The 17332-nt window shown below is 72.2% G+C and carries 18 protein-coding genes; 7 read left to right on the forward strand and 11 right to left on the reverse strand.

Annotated elements, in window-relative coordinates; translation table 11 throughout:
- Window positions 1–9: 9 nt before the first annotated feature.
- The 5 genes from NQO67_RS01435 to NQO67_RS01455 are packed head-to-tail and all read right to left on the reverse strand — an operon-like array spanning window position 10 to window position 6428.
- A complete protein-coding gene (locus tag NQO67_RS01435; RefSeq protein WP_255945469.1) occupies window positions 10–1692 on the reverse strand; it encodes a thiamine pyrophosphate-binding protein in 1683 nt (560 codons plus the stop codon).
- Window positions 1689–3209, reverse strand: coding sequence for an aldehyde dehydrogenase family protein (locus tag NQO67_RS01440; RefSeq protein ID WP_255945471.1), 1521 nt, complete (start codon window positions 3207–3209; stop codon window positions 1689–1691). The genes NQO67_RS01435 and NQO67_RS01440 overlap by 4 nt, the downstream gene beginning before the upstream one ends.
- Complete coding sequence (locus NQO67_RS01445) at window positions 3206–4084, reverse strand: fumarylacetoacetate hydrolase family protein (protein ID WP_255945473.1); 879 nt, start codon at window positions 4082–4084, stop codon at window positions 3206–3208. The genes NQO67_RS01440 and NQO67_RS01445 overlap by 4 nt, the downstream gene beginning before the upstream one ends.
- Window positions 4081–5193: a cupin domain-containing protein gene (locus NQO67_RS01450; protein ID WP_255945475.1), complete on the reverse strand. Its 1113-nt coding sequence runs from the start codon at window positions 5191–5193 to the stop codon at window positions 4081–4083. The genes NQO67_RS01445 and NQO67_RS01450 overlap by 4 nt, the downstream gene beginning before the upstream one ends.
- Entirely contained in the window at window positions 5190–6428 is a 1239-nt protein-coding gene (locus NQO67_RS01455) for an FAD-dependent oxidoreductase (RefSeq protein WP_255945477.1), read from the reverse strand. The genes NQO67_RS01450 and NQO67_RS01455 overlap by 4 nt, the downstream gene beginning before the upstream one ends.
- A gap of 69 nt (window positions 6429–6497) precedes the next feature.
- Here NQO67_RS01455 and NQO67_RS01460 point away from each other — a divergent pair, with 69 nt between their 5' ends.
- The gene (locus NQO67_RS01460) at window positions 6498–7268 is read left to right on the forward strand and encodes an IclR family transcriptional regulator (protein WP_255945479.1); all 771 of its coding nucleotides are present in this window, start codon (window positions 6498–6500) and stop codon (window positions 7266–7268) included.
- A 58-nt stretch (window positions 7269–7326) separates the two neighbouring features.
- Here NQO67_RS01460 and NQO67_RS01465 read toward each other — a convergent pair whose 3' ends face one another.
- Window positions 7327–8190: a helix-turn-helix transcriptional regulator gene (locus NQO67_RS01465; protein ID WP_305125248.1), complete on the reverse strand. Its 864-nt coding sequence runs from the start codon at window positions 8188–8190 to the stop codon at window positions 7327–7329.
- A gap of 374 nt (window positions 8191–8564) precedes the next feature.
- Here NQO67_RS01465 and NQO67_RS01470 point away from each other — a divergent pair, with 374 nt between their 5' ends.
- Complete coding sequence (locus tag NQO67_RS01470; RefSeq protein WP_255945483.1) at window positions 8565–8774, forward strand: 4-oxalocrotonate tautomerase family protein; 210 nt, start codon at window positions 8565–8567, stop codon at window positions 8772–8774.
- Window positions 8775–8841: 67 nt separating this feature from the next.
- Here NQO67_RS01470 and NQO67_RS01475 read toward each other — a convergent pair whose 3' ends face one another.
- Together NQO67_RS01475 and NQO67_RS01480 are read right to left on the reverse strand one after the other, a co-directional pair.
- A complete protein-coding gene (locus NQO67_RS01475; RefSeq protein ID WP_255945485.1) occupies window positions 8842–9111 on the reverse strand; it encodes a hypothetical protein in 270 nt (89 codons plus the stop codon).
- Between the two features lie 167 nt (window positions 9112–9278).
- Window positions 9279–10277 carry an AraC-like ligand-binding domain-containing protein gene (locus NQO67_RS01480; RefSeq protein ID WP_255945487.1) on the reverse strand — a complete coding sequence of 333 codons (999 nt, stop codon included), beginning with the start codon at window positions 10275–10277 and terminating at the stop codon, window positions 9279–9281.
- Between the two features lie 204 nt (window positions 10278–10481).
- Between NQO67_RS01480 and NQO67_RS01485 the strand changes: the two genes are divergently transcribed.
- The 5 genes from NQO67_RS01485 to NQO67_RS01505 all read left to right on the forward strand — a co-directional run bounded on the left by NQO67_RS01485 (window position 10482) and on the right by NQO67_RS01505 (window position 13744).
- Window positions 10482–10901, forward strand: coding sequence for a hypothetical protein (locus NQO67_RS01485; RefSeq protein WP_255945489.1), 420 nt, complete (start codon window positions 10482–10484; stop codon window positions 10899–10901).
- Between the two features lie 123 nt (window positions 10902–11024).
- The gene (locus NQO67_RS01490; protein ID WP_255945491.1) at window positions 11025–11474 is read left to right on the forward strand and encodes a hypothetical protein; all 450 of its coding nucleotides are present in this window, start codon (window positions 11025–11027) and stop codon (window positions 11472–11474) included.
- A gap of 23 nt (window positions 11475–11497) precedes the next feature.
- A complete protein-coding gene (locus NQO67_RS44125) occupies window positions 11498–12664 on the forward strand; it encodes a sensor histidine kinase (protein ID WP_255945493.1) in 1167 nt (388 codons plus the stop codon).
- On the forward strand, window positions 12661–13281 hold the full coding sequence (locus tag NQO67_RS01500) for a response regulator (protein ID WP_255945495.1): 621 nt from the start codon (window positions 12661–12663) through the stop codon (window positions 13279–13281). Before NQO67_RS44125 ends, NQO67_RS01500 begins: the two co-directional genes overlap by 4 nt.
- 46 nt (window positions 13282–13327) lie before the next feature.
- Entirely contained in the window at window positions 13328–13744 is a 417-nt protein-coding gene (locus NQO67_RS01505; RefSeq protein ID WP_255945497.1) for a hypothetical protein, read from the forward strand.
- A gap of 153 nt (window positions 13745–13897) precedes the next feature.
- Here the strand turns inward: NQO67_RS01505 and NQO67_RS01510 are convergent, their stop codons facing one another.
- The 3 genes from NQO67_RS01510 to NQO67_RS01520 form a co-directional block, all read right to left on the reverse strand.
- Window positions 13898–14944, reverse strand: coding sequence for a class I SAM-dependent methyltransferase (locus tag NQO67_RS01510; RefSeq protein ID WP_255945498.1), 1047 nt, complete (start codon window positions 14942–14944; stop codon window positions 13898–13900).
- A 95-nt stretch (window positions 14945–15039) separates the two neighbouring features.
- Complete coding sequence (locus NQO67_RS01515; protein ID WP_255945500.1) at window positions 15040–16002, reverse strand: TIGR03560 family F420-dependent LLM class oxidoreductase; 963 nt, start codon at window positions 16000–16002, stop codon at window positions 15040–15042.
- A 233-nt stretch (window positions 16003–16235) separates the two neighbouring features.
- Window positions 16236–17237 (reverse strand): amidohydrolase family protein, encoded by a 1002-nt coding sequence (locus NQO67_RS01520; RefSeq protein WP_255945502.1) that lies wholly within the window; start codon window positions 17235–17237, stop codon window positions 16236–16238.
- Between the last annotated feature and the right edge of the window lie 95 nt (window positions 17238–17332).

Consider the following 17332-nt stretch of genomic DNA (forward strand, 5'->3'; position numbering starts at 1 on the left):
GTGGCGGTGCTAGCGGGCGGGACCCAGGTCGTCCGGGTCGGTGAGGACCTCGATCAGGGCGGGCCGGCCGCTCAGCTGCTTGACGGCGGCCGGGAGCTCGGCGGGGTCGTGCAGCCTCGTCGCGTCCAGGCCGAAGCCGCGGGCGACGGCGGCGATGTCCACGCCGGAGATGTCCTTGCCGGGATACTCGCCGGTGCGCTCCGCGAGCCCGCCGTAGCGGCGCAGGGCGGCCGCCACGGCGGCGTAGGAGCCGTTGTTGATGACGACGAAGGTGACCGGGATGCGGTACCGGGCGGCGACCCACAGGGCCTGCGGGCCGAACTGGAACACCCCGTCCCCGAGGACCGCGACGACGTGCCGGTCCGGAGCGCCGAGCTGGTAGCCGAGCGCCGCGCCCATGCCCCACCCCAGCGATCCGGAGGACGAGGTGAGGAACGAACGGGGCGAGGTCTGCGGCAGGGCGCCCAGCAGGGCGACCTCGGAGGTGGTCGCGTCCTCGACCACCGTGGTGCGGGAGTCCACCACCTCGGCGAGGGCGGCGGCGACCTCGGCCACGGTGGCCGGACGGCCCTCCCCCACTGCCTCAAGGGCGTGGGTGGTACCCCCACGGCGGGACGCCGGGAGAGGCTGGGACGGTGCGGTGGCGGCGGCCGGGGCGTGCCGTGCCGGTGCCGCGGGGCGTTCGGGGAGCAAGCCGAGCAGTCCCCGGGCGATCAGCGACTCGTGCCCGACGAGCGCCTCGTCGACGCCGTGCACCCGGGCGAGTTCGGCCGGATCGGTGTGCGTCTGCACCACCGTGGCGCCGGGCGGCACGGGGGACGGGCGCCCGGTCTCGAACTCCACGAAGCACCGGCAGCCGAGGAAGAGCAGCAGGTCGCTCCCGGCCACGGCGGGGTTGCCGGGTGCGTAGGAGCCGGCGAACCGCGGGTGGTCCGTGGGGACCACGGACCGCTCGAACCCGGTGCGGTCCTCATGGCAGACCGCGGCGCCGATCCGCTCGGCCAGCGCCAGCACGTCCGCGGTGGCGCCGTGCCGGCCCGCCTCCGCACCGGCCACGATCACCGGCGTGCGGGCCTGCGCCAGCAGATCGGCCACGGCCCGTAGGCGGTCCGGATCGGGGGCGGTACGGGCCGTGATGCGGTGCTTCCCGGGCGGCGGCACCGGTGCGGTGCAGGGGGCGTCCATCAGGTCCTGGGACAGGCCGAGCCAGACCGGTCCCGAGGGCTCGGCGGTGGCCAGCCGCAGGGCCTGGGTGAGGTCCTCGGGGATGAGGTCGGCGGTCGACGACTGCCAGGCGCGCTTGACGAACGGCCGGGCCAGGTCGCCGGTCGACGCGAGGGTGGTGAACCCGCCGTGGGCCTGGATCGACGAGGGCTTGAGGCCGGTGAGGACGACGACCGGGGAGTGTGCAAGCCGTGCGGCGTCCAGGTGGGCGAGACCGTTGGCGAGCCCGAGGTGGGTGTGCAGGTATGCGACCGCGGGCTCGCCGGTCGCCCGCGCGTACCCGTCGGCCATGGCGACGGTCACGGATTCGTGGGTGGTCAGCACCACCTCGAACTCCGGATGGCGCAGGGTGGCGTCCAGGAAGGCCGCCTCGGTGCTTCCGGGGCAGATGAAGACCCGCCGGACGTCCCAGGCCAGCAGGGTCTCAAGGACGGCGTCGGCCGCCGTGCGGTCGGGGTGGTCGGTCATCTCGGCTCCACGGGGGTGCGGGCCCGCGCGGGTGCGGGTCCTGGTAGTCCGCTGGTGTCCGTCCAGTCGGCGACGGTCTGCGGTTCGGTGCAGGCCTCCAGGGCGGGGAGCCCGTGTCCGCGGCCCAGCCCGCTGCTGTTGAACCCGCCGAACGGCATGTCGACGCCGGAGGCCCCGACGCGGTGGACGTTGAGGAAGACGCTGCCGGAGCGGATGCGGCCGGCCAGCTGCCGGGCGTGGGCCCGGTCCTCGCTCCAGACGGAGGCGGCAAGGCCGTACTCGGTGTCGTTGGCCATGGCCACCGCCTCGTCCTCGGTGTCGAAGGGCAGCACGGGGACGGCGGGACCGAACTGCTCCCGGGTCACCAGGTCGGCACGCGGATCGATGTCGGTGACCACATGGGGCAGCAGGAAGTGCCCGTCCTGCCAGGTCGCCGGGTCCAGCTTGCGTCCCAGTTCGTGGACGGTGGCGCCGCTCGCCCGGGCGTCCGCGACCAGGGCGGCGACCTTGTCGAACTGGGCCCGGTTGTTGAGCGGCCCCATGGTGGCGCGCTCGTCGAGGCCGTCGCCGACGGTGATCTCGTCCACGGCCGCCCGGAAGCGGTCGGTGAAGTCCCGGTAGTGGCTGCGGTGCACGTAGATCCGCTTGACGTTGAAGCAGACCTGCCCGCTCATCCCGTAGACGCCCTGGACGAGTTCGGACACCAGCCGGTCGGTGATCCGCGCGCTGTCCAGGACCAGTGCCGGATCGTTTCCGCCGAGCTCCAGGCTGACCCGCTTGAGGGTGCCGGCGGCACCGGCCAGCACCCGCCGCCCGGTGTCGGTGGAGCCGGTGAAGAAGACCTTGCGGACCAGGGGGTGCTCGACCAGCGCCGCTCCCGCGGAACCGGTGCCGGGCACCGAGTTGAGCACGCCGTCGGGCAGTTTCGCGGCGAGCGTGCGCAGCACCCGGTGCAGGGCCAGCGGAGCGAGCTCGGAGGGCTTGACCACGACGGTGTTGCCGGCCATCAGGGCCGGGGCGATGCCGAGGAAGCCCAGGTAGACCGGGGAGTTCCAGGGCACGATGACGCCGGTGACGCCCATCGGGCGGCGGGCCAGCCAGACCGTCCCGCGCGAGTCGGAGCGCAGCACGCGCTCTTCGGCGAGCTCGGTGGCGAGTGAGGTGTAGTACTCCAGGATGTGGGCTGCTCCACCCACGTCAAGACGGGACTCCCAGCGGAGCTTGCCCTGTTCGCGGGTGAGCAGGGCGTCAAGATCCGTGGCGAGCGGGCGGAGTTCGGCGACGGCGTCGAGCAGGACCGCGGCCCGCTCGTGCGGGGACATGCCGGACCACGGGCCGAAGGCGTCGTGCGCCGCGCGTACGGCGGCGTCGACGTCGGCGGGGGTGCCGAGCGCGGCCTGACCGACGACCTCGCCGGTGCGGGCCGGGTTGCGAACGGTGGTGCGGGCCGCGGCGGTCAGCGGGGTGACGCGGTTGCCGACGAGGACCTCGGCGTCGACGGAGGCGGCGGCGGTCACCGGACCACCCGCAGCGTCATGGAGCCCAGCCGGCTGATCCGCGTCTCCAGGCTGTCGCCGGCCTGGATCGGGCCGACCCCGGGGGGAGCGCCCGTGAAGATCACGTCGCCCGGGAGCAGGGTCATCATCCGTGAGGCGTAGGAGACGATGGCGGGGACGGGGGTGATGAAGTCGCGGGTGTTCACGTGCTGGCGGTGGTCGTCGCCGTTGCGGACCAGGTCGATCTGGAAGTCCGCGGGGTCGCCCGCCTCGTCGGCGGTGGTGACCCAGGGGCCGATGGGGGAGAAGGTGTCGTAGCTCTTGCGGCGCGAGCGGTCGGCGGCGCTGCGGACGGTGATGTCCAGCCCCACGGTGTAGCCGAGGACGTGGTCGAGCGCGGTGTCCTCCGGGATGTCCCGGCCGCCGGAGCCGATCACGATCACGAGTTCGGACTCGTGGTGGATCTCCTGGCCTGCGGCGACGACCTCCGCCGGCAGCACGATGTCGTCCGCAGGGCCGCTGATCGACGAGGGCGCCTTGAGGAAGACGTCGAAGTCCATCATCCAGGACTCGATGTGGCCGAGGGTGCGCTGCTGCACGTCGTGCATCTCGGTCACGTGGTCGCGGTAGTTGCACGCACAGGCGATGATCTTGGACGGGTTGAGCACGGGTGCCCCGAGCCGCACCCCGTCCAGCGGCAGCGCGGGGCCGGCCTTCGCTGCGGCCTCCAGATCGGGACGGAGCGCGGGGAAGTCCCGGCACAGGGCGCGCCACCAGCCTGCGGTGACGGGGTCGGGGTCGTGCGCGGGCAGGGCCGCGGTGACGTCGACGACACCGCCGGCACCGTCGTCGGTCACCACGCCGAGGCGGTTCTCCCCGAAGAGGGCGAGCTTCACTGGTGGTCCTTTCGGGGGGTGGAGCGGGGGGCGAAGACGCCGGTGACCGGCTGCGGCGCAGCGAGCCGCTGCTCGCGGTGGATGCCGAGGGCGCGCAGCACCGGGGTGTCGGCGAGGGTGAAATGGTCGGACCGGTCGTCGGCGTGGTGCTCGACCGCGGACCAGGAGGGCACGACGAAGGCGTCTCCCGGCTCCCAGTCGAAGCGGACGCCGTCGATGACGCTGTGTCCGGTCCCGTCCCGGACGACGTGGATGCGGTTGCCCGTGCGGCGCACCGGCAGCGTGCCCCGGCCGGCCAGGATGCGTTCCACCCCGCAGGCCAGCGTCGGCAGGACGCTCGCTCCCGACTCGGGATTGGTGTACTCGACCGTGACGGAGGGCGCGTCGGGTGCCGCGGCGCTTGCGCGGCACAGGCGGGCGTCGGTGTCGGCCCAGCGGTACACCAGGAGCGGCGAGGAGGCGGGGTCGAGCGCGGTCGAGACCGCCCCGTCGGTGTGGCGGTGCGGGTCCCCCGCGTAGCGCTGCTCGGAGCGGTTGTGCTCCCCGTCCGCGGGCTGGGTGAACTCCGGGTGGGGCTCGAAGAAGACGCCGTCGAGCGCCTCGATCATCGGCAGGTCCAGGCCGTCGAACCAGAGCATGTCGCCGTCGCCGGTGTTGGTGTGGTCGTGCCAGTTCCAGCCGGGCGTCAGGACGAGGTCCCCGGCGTGCATGTCGCAGGGGTCGCCGTCGACGGTGGTGAACACGCCGGTGCCGGACAGCACGAACCGGATCGCGCCGGGCGTGTGCCGGTGGGCCGGGGCGCTCTCGCGCGGGCCGAGGCACTGGACGGCACCCCAGAGCGTTCCGGCGGCGTAGGGCCGGCCGCCGAGACCGGGGTTGCGCAGGCTCAGCACCCGGCGCTCCCCGCCGCGTTCGACGGGGACGAGGTCGATGGCGCGGGCGGCGAGCGGGCGGTAGGTGCGGGCCGACCAGAGCCAGGGGACGGCAGCGGGCCGGGGGTGCGGGGTGAGCAGCTGCTCGGTGATGGTCCACAGCGGCGCCAGGTCCACCTCGTCCACGTCCTGGTAGAAGGAGGCGAGTGCGTTCTCCTCGTCGTGGTGGACGGTCATGCCGGCGTCCCTTCGAGTTCGGTGTGCGGGGTGCCGATGCCGAACCGCTGCACGCTCTCCAGGAGGGAGACCCGGCGCAGCCAGGCACGGGCGCGTTCGGGGTCGGCGGCCAGGGCCCGCAGCTCGCGCTGGTTGGCGAGCCGGGTCTCCTCGTCCGTCTCGCGCAGCCGGTCCGTGTTGCGCTGGGTGTCGGCCTGGACGTACTCCAGCGCGATGCGGCGGCGGCACCGGGCGAAGCCGTCGAGTTCCGCGTCCGCGTCGGCTCCCTGGCCGAGGATCCGCACCAGGCGCCGGGTGAGGTCCATGGCGTCGTGGATGCCGCTGTTGAGCCCCACACCGCCGACCGGGCTGTTGACGTGGGCGGCGTCGCCGATCAGCAGGGCCCGTCCGGTGCGGAACGTCGCGGCCACCCGCTGGTTCACGCGGTAGATCTGGTGGTCGATGATCGGATAGCCGCCGGCGAGCGGCGCGACGCTCTGCAACTGGCGCTGCATCTCCTCGGGCGCCGTGGCCTCCTCGTCGCTGGTGCCGGACGGCACCGGCCAGAGCACCCGCCAGGCCTCCGGAGTGCGCAGGATGAACAGCCACTGCTCCGGGTCGGCGATGTAGTTGACCTCGGCGATGCCGGGCACCTGCGCCCTCATGTCGACCGGGGTGCTGACGATGAGGAAGCGCTCGGGGTAGGTGAACCCCTCGAAGGCGATGCCGAGCTGCTTGCGCACCGTGCTCCGTGCGCCGTCCGCGCCGATGACGTACGCGCCCCGGAGCCGCTCGCTGCCCTGGGAGGTCTGCACGGTGACCGCGACGCCGTCGGCGTCGGTGTCGAGGTCGGTGAGCCGGGCGCCGAAGCGCAGCTGGACCAGGGGGTCCGCGAGCAGCCGGTCATGGAGGAAGCGGACCAGCCGCTGCTGGTTGAGCTGCAAGCGGTAGGGGAAGGGCGTCTCGTCGCTGAGCAGCCCGAGGTCGAACTCGGCGACCAGGCCGTCCCGGCGGTCACGGAACTGGTACCGGGGCACGACCAGGCCCTCGGTGTGCATCCGCTCGGTGATGCCGATGTCCTTCAGCAACTCGAGGGTGGCGGCGTGGAAGGTCGAGGCGCGCCAGTCGGGCTGGGGTTCCGGAGCGGACTCCACGACGACGGTCGGGATGCCCGCCTGCGCCAGGACAGCGGCGGCGGTCATACCGACCGGACCTGCTCCGACGACGATGACGGGAGGAGTGCTTGGGTCGATCATGCTGGCGACTGTAGGAAGAAATTCCAGCATTGGGAAGATTTATAAGAAATGCGGGACTAGAATTCTCCTATGCCGAATACTTCGCACGGCCCGAGTTCCCTCAGCTCGGTCGACAACGCACTGAGGCTGCTCGCCCTCCTCAGCGACCGCCGGGTGCTGCGGGTCGCCGAGGCGGCGGACCTGCTGGGGGTCGCCAGATCCACCGCGCACCGGTTGCTCTCCTCGCTGCGCACCCACGGGTTCGCGGTGCAGGACAAGGCCAACGGCGCCTACCGCCCCGGACCCGTCCTCATCGAGCTGGGCCTCGCGGCGACCGGGCGCGTCGACATCCGGCAGCTGGCCCAGCCGGCCCTCGAGGAACTGCGCGACCGCACCCGGGAGACGGTCAGCGTGTCCCTCCTCGAAGGGCGGGACGTGCGCTTCGTCGACTGCGTCGAGGGCACCCGGTCGGTTCGGGTCGGCCTGCGCACCGGCAAGGTCATGCGCGCCCACTGCACGGCCGCCGGCAAGGCCCTGCTCGCCGCACTGCCCCTCGCCGAACTGCACCGCCGCTACCCGGACGGCGAGCTGGAGGGGCAGACCGGGGCATCGGTCACCTCGTGGGCGGCCCTGGAGGCGGAGCTGGCGGAGATCCGCGCCGGCGGGCTCGCCTACAACCGCGAGGAGGGGGAGCTGGGCATCTGCGCCGTGGCCGCCGCGGTGCGCGACGTCACCGGTGCGCCCGTCGCCGCGCTGGCCGTGGTGGTCCCGTCGGGCCGGATGGACACCTCCCCGGGCCTGGGTGCCGCCACGCTCGACGCGGTCCGCACCTTCGAGAAGTCACTGCACACCGTCTGCTGAACGCACCGTCTGCTGACCGGGCATCAGCCGCCGCCGCACGCGGTGATGACGCCGCCGCTCATGTGGCGCGCATGTCCTGGGTGCCGATGACCGTGAGCAGGTCGAACAGGTCGGCGCTGTCCGTGCCCACTGCGGGGGTGAACCAGAGCAGTCGTTGCCGGCCGTCCTCGCTGAACAGGTTGAGGCAGTTGACCTGCATCAGACCGAGCGTGGGATGGTCGAGGCGTTTGCGGTCGTCTCGCCGGAACGCGACGTCGTGGTCGGCCCACAGCGCGGCGAATTCGGGGGAGAGGCCGAGCAGCGCACCGATCATGGAGCCGGCTTCGGAGTCCTTCGAGTCCCGCCTGGCGGCGGCTGCCCGTAGATCGGCCACGAAAGCGCGGGACTGGACCTCGTGGTCGGCTTCCGGGTAGAGCCGCCGGGCTTCGGGCTCGGTGAACCACCGATGGACGAAGCTGGCCCGGACGCCCCGGAAACCGGACTGGTCTCCGAGTAGGGCCACCGCGAGCGGATTCTGCACCAGGGTGACGTGCAGGTCGGTGATCACCTGCGCGGGCGTCGACGTCAGGCGCTGGAGCAGATCGAGCATTCCGGGGTGCACATGCGAGGCGGCTCCGCCGTGCACGGGCAGCGGGCGACCCGCCAGATGGTAGAGGTGGTCGCGTTCGTCGGCGGTCAGCCGCAGCGCCCTGGCCAGGGCGGCAAGCATCTGCGTGGACGGCTGGGACCCGGCCCCGCGCTCGAGCTCGTTGTAGTAGTCCACCGATGCCCCGGCGAGCTGGGCGACCTCGTCACGTCGCAGCCCGGGCACCCGGCGACGGGGCCCGGCGGGGAGCCCCACCTCGGCCGGACGGATGCGTTCCCGGCGCGAGCGCAGGAAGGACCCCAGTTCGGCGTGTTTCACAGAACTCATGTGCGCCATTGTGTGCACGGTCGGGGCCACGGACACAGGGGATGACATCCCCTGGTTCCGCCGGTCGGCGCCGTTCACCCTGGAGTCATGAACGCAACTCCCTCCGCCCGTCCCTCGCCGGCCACACGGGTCGCCGTCGGCACCGGCGGATCACGGGGCGGCCGATCGCGCTGATCCTCGCCCGGGAGCCGCGTGGCCGGGACATCACCGTGTCGGCCACACCGTCCACGCCGGCCGCGCGCCCCACGGGCCGCGACACGAGCCGCACGCCGCGCATGCCGGCACCCGACCACTCCAGCACCCTCCGGGGAACGGCCACCGGCCGCACCCCTCGGACAGCTGCTTCCGCCGCCGCGGAGCAGCCGATTCAAGGAGAGACATCCATGCCTTTCGCCCATTTCAAGGTCCCCGCCGGCACCATCACCGCCGAGGACAAGAAGAAGATCGTCGAGCGCACCACCGACCTGTACGCGGAGATCTACGGTGAGCGGGCCCGCCCCACCACCGTCGTACTCGTCGACGAGGTCGCCGACGGCGGCTGGGGCGTCGGGGGCAACGTCCTGACCGCCGCCATGCTCAACGGCGACGACTGACTCCGACCACCGGTGGGGGCCCGGCGCCACAACGCCGGGCCTCCCACGGCCGTTACCTCACGAGCGGTCAGGCACGGAAACCCCCGTTGCCGTCCGGGCCACCGCCCAGACCGAGCACCGGGTCGCTGCACGGCGAGAAGAGAGCGGTGAGCGGGTTGTAGCCCTCGGCTTGCAGCACGAAACGGTCCGTGGGCGCTGAGGAGGTCCCGATCGGGAGGGTCCAGGTGTAGGTCGCGCAGACGAAGTCCCACTGGTTGAAGTCGATCGGCCAGCCGGGCGTGACGCAGCCCTGGAAGAAAGAGGAACGCGCCCGAGTCTTGCAGGCGTAGATCCACACCGTGTTGACGGACGGTTGACGGCGACGCCCAAGGCCCCGATCGACGGCGTGCCCGGCGCCGCCTTCGCGGACACCGACCCCGCAACCGGCAGGGGAGCCCGGCCGGTCGGCTACTCGGCTGTGACGTGTCGCGGTCTCCCAGCGCCTGACGGTCGGCGCCCCGTGCCCTACGGGCGCGCGTGTGTCTGCCGGTAGGCGGCCGGGGGCTGGCCGTAGGCCGCGTGGAACAGCCGGGTGAAGTGGGCGATGTTCTGGAAGCCCCACTGTGCGGCGATGACGGCCACCGGGCGACGGGACTGGGCCGGATCGGTCAGGGCCCGACGGCAGCGTTCGAGCCTGCGCCTGCGGATGTGCTTGCTGACGGGGGTGTCGCTCTCGGTGGCGAACAGCTGGTGGAGCGAGCGCTGCGACATGTGGTGCGCCGCCGCGATCATCGCGGGCGACAGCCGGGGCTCGGCCAGATGGGATTCCACGAACGCTTCGATGCGGGCGAGAAGCACCTGGCGGCGCGAGGAGGGGCTCAGGGGCGGCGACTGTCCCCGCCGGCTCGCCAACCCGATGGTCAGCAGGTCGACGACCACCGCCACCAGGCGGGTCGCGGTGTGCTCGTCTCCGTCGGCGGCACTGCGGGTCAGCTGGGCGACGGTAGCGGCGAGAAGCCGGCCCGTGGGCAGGTGCGCGGACAGGTTGCTGCCGATGGCCGTGTCGGCGTCGTCGGGGTTCAGCGGCATCAACCGGTGTGGGATGGCCAACGTCACCTGGCGCACCGCCTGCTCGCCGTGGCCGCTCGGAGACGTCGACGATCGGTGCCGGGCCGCCAGACGGTAGGGGCGGCTCGTGTCGAGGAGGGTGGCCTGTCCCGGCGTGATCCGGCACTCGTCGTCGCCTCGGGCGACCACGCTCGCGCCGTGCAGCTGTAACTCGATCTTGTACAGCTCGGGGTCACCGGCGTGGATCAGGCGCGGTGTGCGTTCCACGGTTATCGGCTGCCCGGTCTTGTCGATCAGCAGCGAGCCGCCCAGGTTCCAGCAGGTGAACGCCGCTCGGTAGTCGCTCGACGAGTCCGGGCTCATGCGCAGGGGCACCAGCATGTCCCGCACCCCTTCGTGCAGGAAGTCGAGCCGGTCCGCCAGGGGAACGGCTTCCGTCCGCAGCACCGTCGGCACGGGGCAACCACCTTCAGCTCTCGCGCCATCCGTTCTCAGCCGGCGCGGCCTGCACCGAATGTACACGGCGGAGCGCCCGATCCAGCGCCCTTGGTCCAACGGTCTGCACGCACGGTCAAAGACGTCCCCGAGGGCGGTTGCCATGCTCACCGAGCGATTCCCACGACGACACGTCGTGCGGACGAAAGACGGGAGAGGTCCACGATGACGTCAACGGGGTCCGAAAGGGCGCGACTGGCCGCGACCATTCTGCTGACCGTGGTTGCGGTGGCGAATTTTGCCCTGATCATCAGGATGATCGTGATCTGGCTGACCCTGCGTGAGGGCCTCGGTGCCGCGATCTTCATGGGGGCGGTCTTTCTCGCGCTGAGCATCGCCTACGGGCGATGGGCGAGGGGGGCCTGGCGCGGCGACTCCGAAGCCGTCGAGAGGGGCGGCAAACTCATGTTCGTCCCGCTGATGCTCTTCGTGTTCGTCGTCGGGACGGCACTGAAGAAGGCCGTCCCAACGGGGGGAGCGGTGCCCTGGATCGCCCTTGGGGCAACGGCCCTCATGGTGTTGCTTCCGGCAGCCGTCGGGATCGCGCTGATGCGGCTTTCCCACAAGGTCGAACCCCGTTCCTGACCATGCAGCGTTGCAACCGTGCCGCACAGGACGCGTCGTAGCCCCGCCGTCCACCGATCGGTGGACGCGGGCGTCGACGATCGGTCGACGGCGGATGGCGGCGTGGGCAGCGATGCTCTTGGCATGAAACATCTGAAGGACGATGAACTGACTTCCGCGCTCTCCGCCGAGCTGGGCCAGGAACTGCGCGCCGCCGTGTACGCCCGGGTCGACACCGTGTTCAGTCCGGTCCGGATGCTGACCCCGCTGGGCAACTACCTCATCGCCCGGCCGGCGGCGCGGGCCGCGGCGCACCGGATCACCGAACGCACCGATGTACCGCTGGACGCGGCGATGATCCTCGGCATCACGGCGGACGCCCTGCACGTCTGGCGGGCCGACCCGATGCTGAACCGGGTCGGTGAGCACGTCGGTCAGGTCTCGCTCGACCGCGTCACGGACATCGCGGTGACCCCGGGACGGAGCTGGCAACAGGTCACGATCGTGCTCGCGGAGGGGGAGAAGATCGAGGTCGAGGGGCGGGGGGCGGCGCACGCCCTGGCCGCCGCCTACCGGGAGCGCCCCGCGGGTTGATCTGGTACCGCATACTTGTCCGCGTGTCAGAGACCCTGCCTCCCGTACCGGACGACCACGCCTGGACTCGGGGAGCGATGATGCGCGACGCCTACTACGGGGTCGTGCTGGCAGGGTCGATCGCCGCGGTGTGGGGTACGGACGCCGGCACCGGCCGTATCGTGTCGATCGCCGCGCTGTGCGCGTTCGTCCCCTGGTACTGCCTGGTCGGGCGCCGGGCACGGCGGGACCGTCCGGTACCGGCCTGGACCCTCTGCTACCAGCTCGGGGCGCTGGTCCTGCTGGTCACCGCGCAGCTGGCCAGCTTGACCAGTTCGGTCCTGCTGTTCGCGCTGATCCCGCAGTCGTTCATGCTGCTGCCGGTCGGCTGGGGCGTTCTCGCGCTGGCGGCGTTCAACGTGGTGCCGGTGGCCGAGGCGCTCAGCGCGCCGAGCTTCCGCGACCTCGCGTGGGTGGGCGTCCTGGTGCTGTGCGTGGCGTTCGGGGCGCACTTCAGCTGGTGGATCCAGCGGATCATCCAGCAGAGCCGGGAGCGCGCCGACCTCATCGCACGGCTCGCCGCCGCCCGCGCGGAGCTGGCCGAGTCGGAGCGGCAGGCGGGGATGCTCGCCGAGCGGCAGCGGCTGGCCATGGAGATCCATGACACGCTGGCGCAGGGTTTCACCAGCATCCTCATGCTGTTGGAGGCGGCCGACTCGGCGCCGCCGGAGCAGGCCCGGGTGTACCGGGAGCGGGCGGCACGCGCCGCCCGGGAGAACCTGGCCGAGGCGCGCGCCCTGGTCTCCGCGCAGCCGCCGACGGAGCTGGCCGGTTCGTCACTGCCCAACGCGCTGCGCCGGCTGGTCGAGCGGCTCGGCGAGGAGACGGGTGTGACGACGTCGTGGGAACTGACCGGCGAACCACGGCTGCTGCCCGCCGGTACGGAGGTGGTCGTACTGCGGTGCGCCCAGGAGGCGTTGACGAACGTGCGGCGGCACGCGGACGCGGGGCGGGCGGCGCTGAGCCTGCGGTACCTGCCGGACGGGGTCCGGTTGGAGGTCTCGGACGACGGCGCCGGCTTCGACTCGCCCGTCGCGACGGGCTTCGGCCTGGCCGGCATGCGCGAGCGCGTCACGCAGGCCGGCGGCCACCTGGCCATCCGCAGTACACCGGGTTCCGGCACCGTGCTCACCGTGGAGGCGCCGGCATGATCCGGGTGTTGCTCGTGGACGACCACCCGGTGGTGCGGGAGGGCCTGCGCGGGATCCTCGGCGCGGAGGACGGCATCGAAGTGGTGGGCGAGGCCGGGTCGGCGGCGGATGCGGTCGCGGCGGCCCGGGCGTACGAGCCGGACGTGGTGCTGATGGATCTGCGGATGCCGGACGGTGACGGGGTGCAGGCGACACGGGACCTGCTGGCGCGGGACCCGGACTGCCGGGTGGTGGTGCTCACCACGTACGACAACGACGCCGACATCCTGCGCGCGGTGGAGGCCGGCGCCACCGGATACCTGTTGAAGGACGCCGGGCGGAGCGAACTCGCCGGTGCGATCCGCGAGGCGGCGCGCGGGAAGACGGTGCTGGCCCCGGCCGTCGCGGCGCGGCTGGTGTCCCGGATGCGCTCGTCGGTCGACCTGACCCCGCGCGAGATCGAGGTGCTGCGCCTGGTCGGCGCGGGCCGGACGAACGCGGAGATCGGTCGGGAACTGCTCGTCAGCGAGGCGACGGTGAAGACGCACCTGCTGCGGACGTTCGGGAAGCTGGGCGTCTCGGACCGCACGGCGGCCGTCACCGTGGCGTTGCAGCGCGGCATCCTCCCACCGTACTGACCGCGGTGAGCGGGTGACCGGCACCGACGACGCGTATCATCCGGACGTGGCCACTGCTGCTTCACCTCGCGTCCTCGTCATCGGGCTTGATCCGTACCGGGTGCCCGGGCCATGGGACCCTGAGCCGGTGGCCAAGGCGATCGAGGCGGGACTGGCCAAGTTCGCCGAGCACGGCGTGGGCGTCGAGACCTGCCTCGTCTGCCTCGACGGAACCGATGACGTGGCAGCGGTCGTCGGGCAAGCGCTGCGCGCCCATCCGTGGGAGTGCGTCACCGTCGGCGGTGGCCTGCGGCACTCGGACGACCAGGTTGAACTGCTCGAGCTGGTGATCAACCTGATCCGGCGGCACGCACCCGACGCCGCCATCGCGTTCAACGACAACCCGGCCACCACCTACGAGGCCGCTGCCCGTTGGATCGGTGGAGCCCACGGCGCAGGGCCGGCCGGCTCGCTCGGGGCGTGAGTCGGGCCGCGTGACGACACCTCGTCAGGTCGCGGTGCCCGGCGACCCGTCGTGACCGCGGGCGATGCGCCCATCACGCCCTCCCACGCAGGGCCGCCCGTAAGGCCTCTTCGTCGGTCGGGGAACATCCCCGGAACTGTCACCGGACAGTCGTCACTCCCGGCGCCCAGCTTCGCGAGCACGAACTCCAACCGCAGGCGGCACCTCCTCGCCCGCCAAGCGACCCTGCCGGCCGAGCCGCTGCTTGCCGACTCCCTGCCCGACTGAGGGTCGTCCCGACGTCCCGCGGGATCCGCCCGTCGGGGCGCCCGGGAGTTGGAAGTGCCAGACCACCGCGATCGGGGAATCGTCCATGGCCGCGGCCGATGCCTTCGGGCACCAGTGCAGCAGGTCCCAGGACTGATGGGTCGGGAGCGGGTCCGGTGCGGTGTCGGGGTCGAGGGAGCGGGGTGGGCGGCAGGGTTCCTCGCAGTGTCGGACCTGGAAGCCCAGTGGGAGGGCCGCGGCGAGGTAGGCGCTGAGTGGGCGGTGGTATTCCGTGAGCAGGGACGGGCGGCCGTCCGGGCCGGGTTGGCGGGGCAGGGCCGGCCGGAGGTAGGACACCAGCAGGTGGGCGTCCGAGATCACCAGGTTTCCACCGGGTCGCAGGACACGCGCGAACTCGGCCAGCACCGGGCCGAGGTCGGGGAGGTGGGCCAGGGCGAGCGCGCAGACGACGGTGTCGACGGCGTCGTCGGGAAGCGGCAGCCGGTACAGGTCGGCCTCGTGGAAGTCGACATCCGGCAGGCGCTTGCGGGCCCGGGCGAGCATGGCCGGTGAGGCGTCGACGCCGATCACGTGGTGGCCGAGTCCATGCAGGTAGGCGGTATGGCGGCCGGTGCCGCAGGCCGCGTCCAGGGCCGTGCCGACGGGCAGGCCGTCCAGGATGCGTCGGACGACCGGCTGCTCGATGTCGATCATCTGGTTGCCAGGGCCGTCATAGTGCGGCGCCCAGGCCTGGTAGACGTCGGCCGTGCTGATCGTGCCCGGACTCGCCGTGACCCCCTCGGTGTGCGCGAGGGCGGGTGCGTCCAGCAGGGCACGGATCTCGGCGATCCGCGCCTCGACGAACTCCCGGTCGGCACTCCCCTCCCTGAAGCCACGCAGCAGTGCGGCGCCCTCGATGCCCAGCAGATATCCCAGAGGGCTCAGATAGGTCATCCCACGGACCGTATGGGTACGCACCCCGAGGCTCCACCGGTTTTCCGGCGCTTCGGGCAGCGGTGATGGGCGGGTCCTTCCGGGGAGTCCGGAGGTCAACCAGGTGGTGTGTCAAGCAGGAGCGTGGGCGCCGCTCGACCACCGAACGCGGGCAGGACCTCGGAACCGAGCAGTTCCAGATGGTCGAGGTCGTCGACGTCGTAGATGTGGAAGTACACGGTGTCGGCGCCGTCCCCGGCCAGTTCGCCGATGCGGTCCACCACATGGGAGGGAGTTCCGCAGGCCGCGTTGGAACGCATCACCTCGGACCCCATCACGTCCGCGCGGCGCATCCACTCCTGGCGGGTGGAGCCACAGGCCACCGGCAGGATCACCGAACGCCTGACGGTGGCCGGGTCGCGGCCGACCTCCGCGCAGATGCGGGTGAAGGTATCGAACCGCGCTCTCGCCCCCGTGCCGAAGGTGACGTTGAACTCGTCGGCGAACCGCGCGGCGAGTTCAGGGGTTCGCCGGGGCCCCGCACCGCCGACGATCACAGGTGGACGCGGGGACTGGCGGGGCCGCGGCGGTGCCGGGCAGTCGTCGATCCGGTAATGACTCCCCTCGAAGGAGAACCGCTGTCCGGCCGGAGTGCTCCACAGCCCCGTGATGATGGACAGTTGCTCCCCGAGCCGGTCGAACCGGGTGCCGACGGCGGGGAAAGGGACGCCGAAGGCGCGGTGCTCGCGCTCGTACCAGCCGGTGCCCAGGCCGAGTTCGACGCGCCCGTCGCTCATGGCGTCCACGGTGGCGACGATGGTGGCCAGCAGCCCCGGTGAGCGGAACGTCGCCGCGGTCAGCAGGGTGCCGAACCGGATGTGCCGGGTGTCGCGGGCGAGGCCGGCGAGGGTGCTCCATGCCTCGCTCGGCACGGTGTGCGGGTCGTCGGGGTCCACGCCCAGGAGGTGGTCGGATCGGAAGAAGGCGTCGAAGCCGTGCTGCTCGGCTGCGCGGGCCAGCCTGAGGATCGCGTGGTAGTCGGCCCCGTGCCGGGGCTCGACCAGGATCCGCATCCTCATCGGGCCTGGGGAAGGAAGAGATGCCACGGCGAACGCCTCTCGTGCTCTGTACAGAACGGCTCTGTACTGAACGGGTCTGTACGGGTCTGTACCGAACCGCGCTGAACAGAGCGGCTCCGAACAGACGGAATGATGTGGATCGGGGGTCTGCGGCGGGGCGGAGCGGAGGCGGGCGGCCTCAGCGCCTGGCGGTCGTGCGGCTGTCCTCCCGGCGTGCCGGCGTGCCGACCTCGCTACGGCGTCAGGCCCAGGAAGCGACGGCAGTTGGTCCAGGTGATGGCCTCGTGGTCCTGGGCAGGGAGGTTCAGGGTGCGCAGGGTGCGGTCGGCCGGGGATTCGCGTTCCATGGCGGGGAAGTCGCTGCCGAGCATGAGCCGGCGGGGGCCGAGCAGGTCGATCAGATAGCGCAGGGCGCGCGCGTCGAAGACCAGCGCGTCGTAGAAGAAGCGGCGCGCAACGTCGAGCGGGGAGCGCGCCCCCGGGGTCGGGCGGACCGGCGGCTCCTCGTTCCATGTGCCGCCCCAGAAGTACCGGGCGCGCGGCAGCATCAGCGGGAAGCCGCCCGCGCCGTGGCTGAAGCCGATCCTCAGGTCCGGGAACCTTTCGGCGGTCCCGGTGGACAGCAGGGAAGCCGCGGCCAGCGACGACTCCGTGCTGAAGCCGTAGGTGCCGGTGGCCGAGGCCGGGAGCCGGTCGCCGAGGGCGGGGGCGAGCGCGTGGACGTAGAGCGCGAGGCCGAGCCGTTCCGCCTCCGCGTAGAAGCCGTGGAAGCGTGCGTCGCCGAGGGAGGCACCTGCGATGTTCGAGCCGATCTCCACGCCGCGCAGGCCGAGGCGGCTGAGTTCGGCGAGCTCGGCGGCGGCCAGGTCCGGGTCCTGGAGCGGCACCGCTCCGAGCCCGTGGAAGCGGGCCGGGGCGAGGGAGACCAGGGAGGCGAGGAACGCGTTCACCGCCCGGTGGATGTCACGCGATGCCTTCGCGGGGATCGCGTAGTTCAGCAGCGGCGGCATGGGGGAAAGGACCTCGGCGTCGATGCCGAGCCTGTCCATCTCCTCGATACGGCGCTCCGCGCTGAAGAACACGTCGCGGGCGGTGTAGCGCAGGGCGCCCGCGGTGAGCAGCCGGGAGCCGTCGCCGTCCGCGGGCCCGATGCAGGGCCAGGTGCCCGGGTCGGCGTCCGCGCTCGGCTGCGGGAGCGCGGGCGGCAGGATGTGGGCGTGCGAGTCGATGATCATGGTCAGGCTCCTGGGCTGGGGCTCGTGAGCCCGTGGGCTGGGGCTCTTGAGCCCGGTGGTTCCGGGGGCGGTCTGCGACGCGCGTGGCCGGTGGC

It is taken from the genome of Streptomyces odontomachi, assembly GCF_024435355.1.
Taxonomy (GTDB): domain Bacteria; phylum Actinomycetota; class Actinomycetes; order Streptomycetales; family Streptomycetaceae; genus Streptomyces; species Streptomyces odontomachi.

What these genes read in the sequence shown, in the direction of transcription:
- NQO67_RS01435 (WP_255945469.1), bottom strand. Translation starts at nt 1,692, where the DNA reads ATGACCGACCACCCCGACCGCACGGCGGCCGACGCCGTCCTTGAGACC.
- NQO67_RS01450 (WP_255945475.1), bottom strand. Translation starts at nt 5,193, where the DNA reads ATGACCGTCCACCACGACGAGGAGAACGCACTCGCCTCCTTCTACCAG.
- NQO67_RS01455 (WP_255945477.1), bottom strand. Translation starts at nt 6,428, where the DNA reads ATGATCGACCCAAGCACTCCTCCCGTCATCGTCGTCGGAGCAGGTCCG.
- NQO67_RS01460 (WP_255945479.1), top strand. Translation starts at nt 6,498, where the DNA reads ATGCCGAATACTTCGCACGGCCCGAGTTCCCTCAGCTCGGTCGACAAC.
- NQO67_RS01465 (WP_305125248.1), bottom strand. Translation starts at nt 8,190, where the DNA reads ATGGCGCACATGAGTTCTGTGAAACACGCCGAACTGGGGTCCTTCCTG.
- NQO67_RS01470 (WP_255945483.1), top strand. Translation starts at nt 8,565, where the DNA reads ATGCCTTTCGCCCATTTCAAGGTCCCCGCCGGCACCATCACCGCCGAG.
- NQO67_RS01485 (WP_255945489.1), top strand. Translation starts at nt 10,482, where the DNA reads ATGACGTCAACGGGGTCCGAAAGGGCGCGACTGGCCGCGACCATTCTG.
- NQO67_RS01490 (WP_255945491.1), top strand. Translation starts at nt 11,025, where the DNA reads ATGAAACATCTGAAGGACGATGAACTGACTTCCGCGCTCTCCGCCGAG.
- NQO67_RS01500 (WP_255945495.1), top strand. Translation starts at nt 12,661, where the DNA reads ATGATCCGGGTGTTGCTCGTGGACGACCACCCGGTGGTGCGGGAGGGC.
- NQO67_RS01510 (WP_255945498.1), bottom strand. Translation starts at nt 14,944, where the DNA reads ATGACCTATCTGAGCCCTCTGGGATATCTGCTGGGCATCGAGGGCGCC.
- NQO67_RS01515 (WP_255945500.1), bottom strand. Translation starts at nt 16,002, where the DNA reads ATGAGGATGCGGATCCTGGTCGAGCCCCGGCACGGGGCCGACTACCAC.
- NQO67_RS01520 (WP_255945502.1), bottom strand. Translation starts at nt 17,237, where the DNA reads ATGATCATCGACTCGCACGCCCACATCCTGCCGCCCGCGCTCCCGCAG.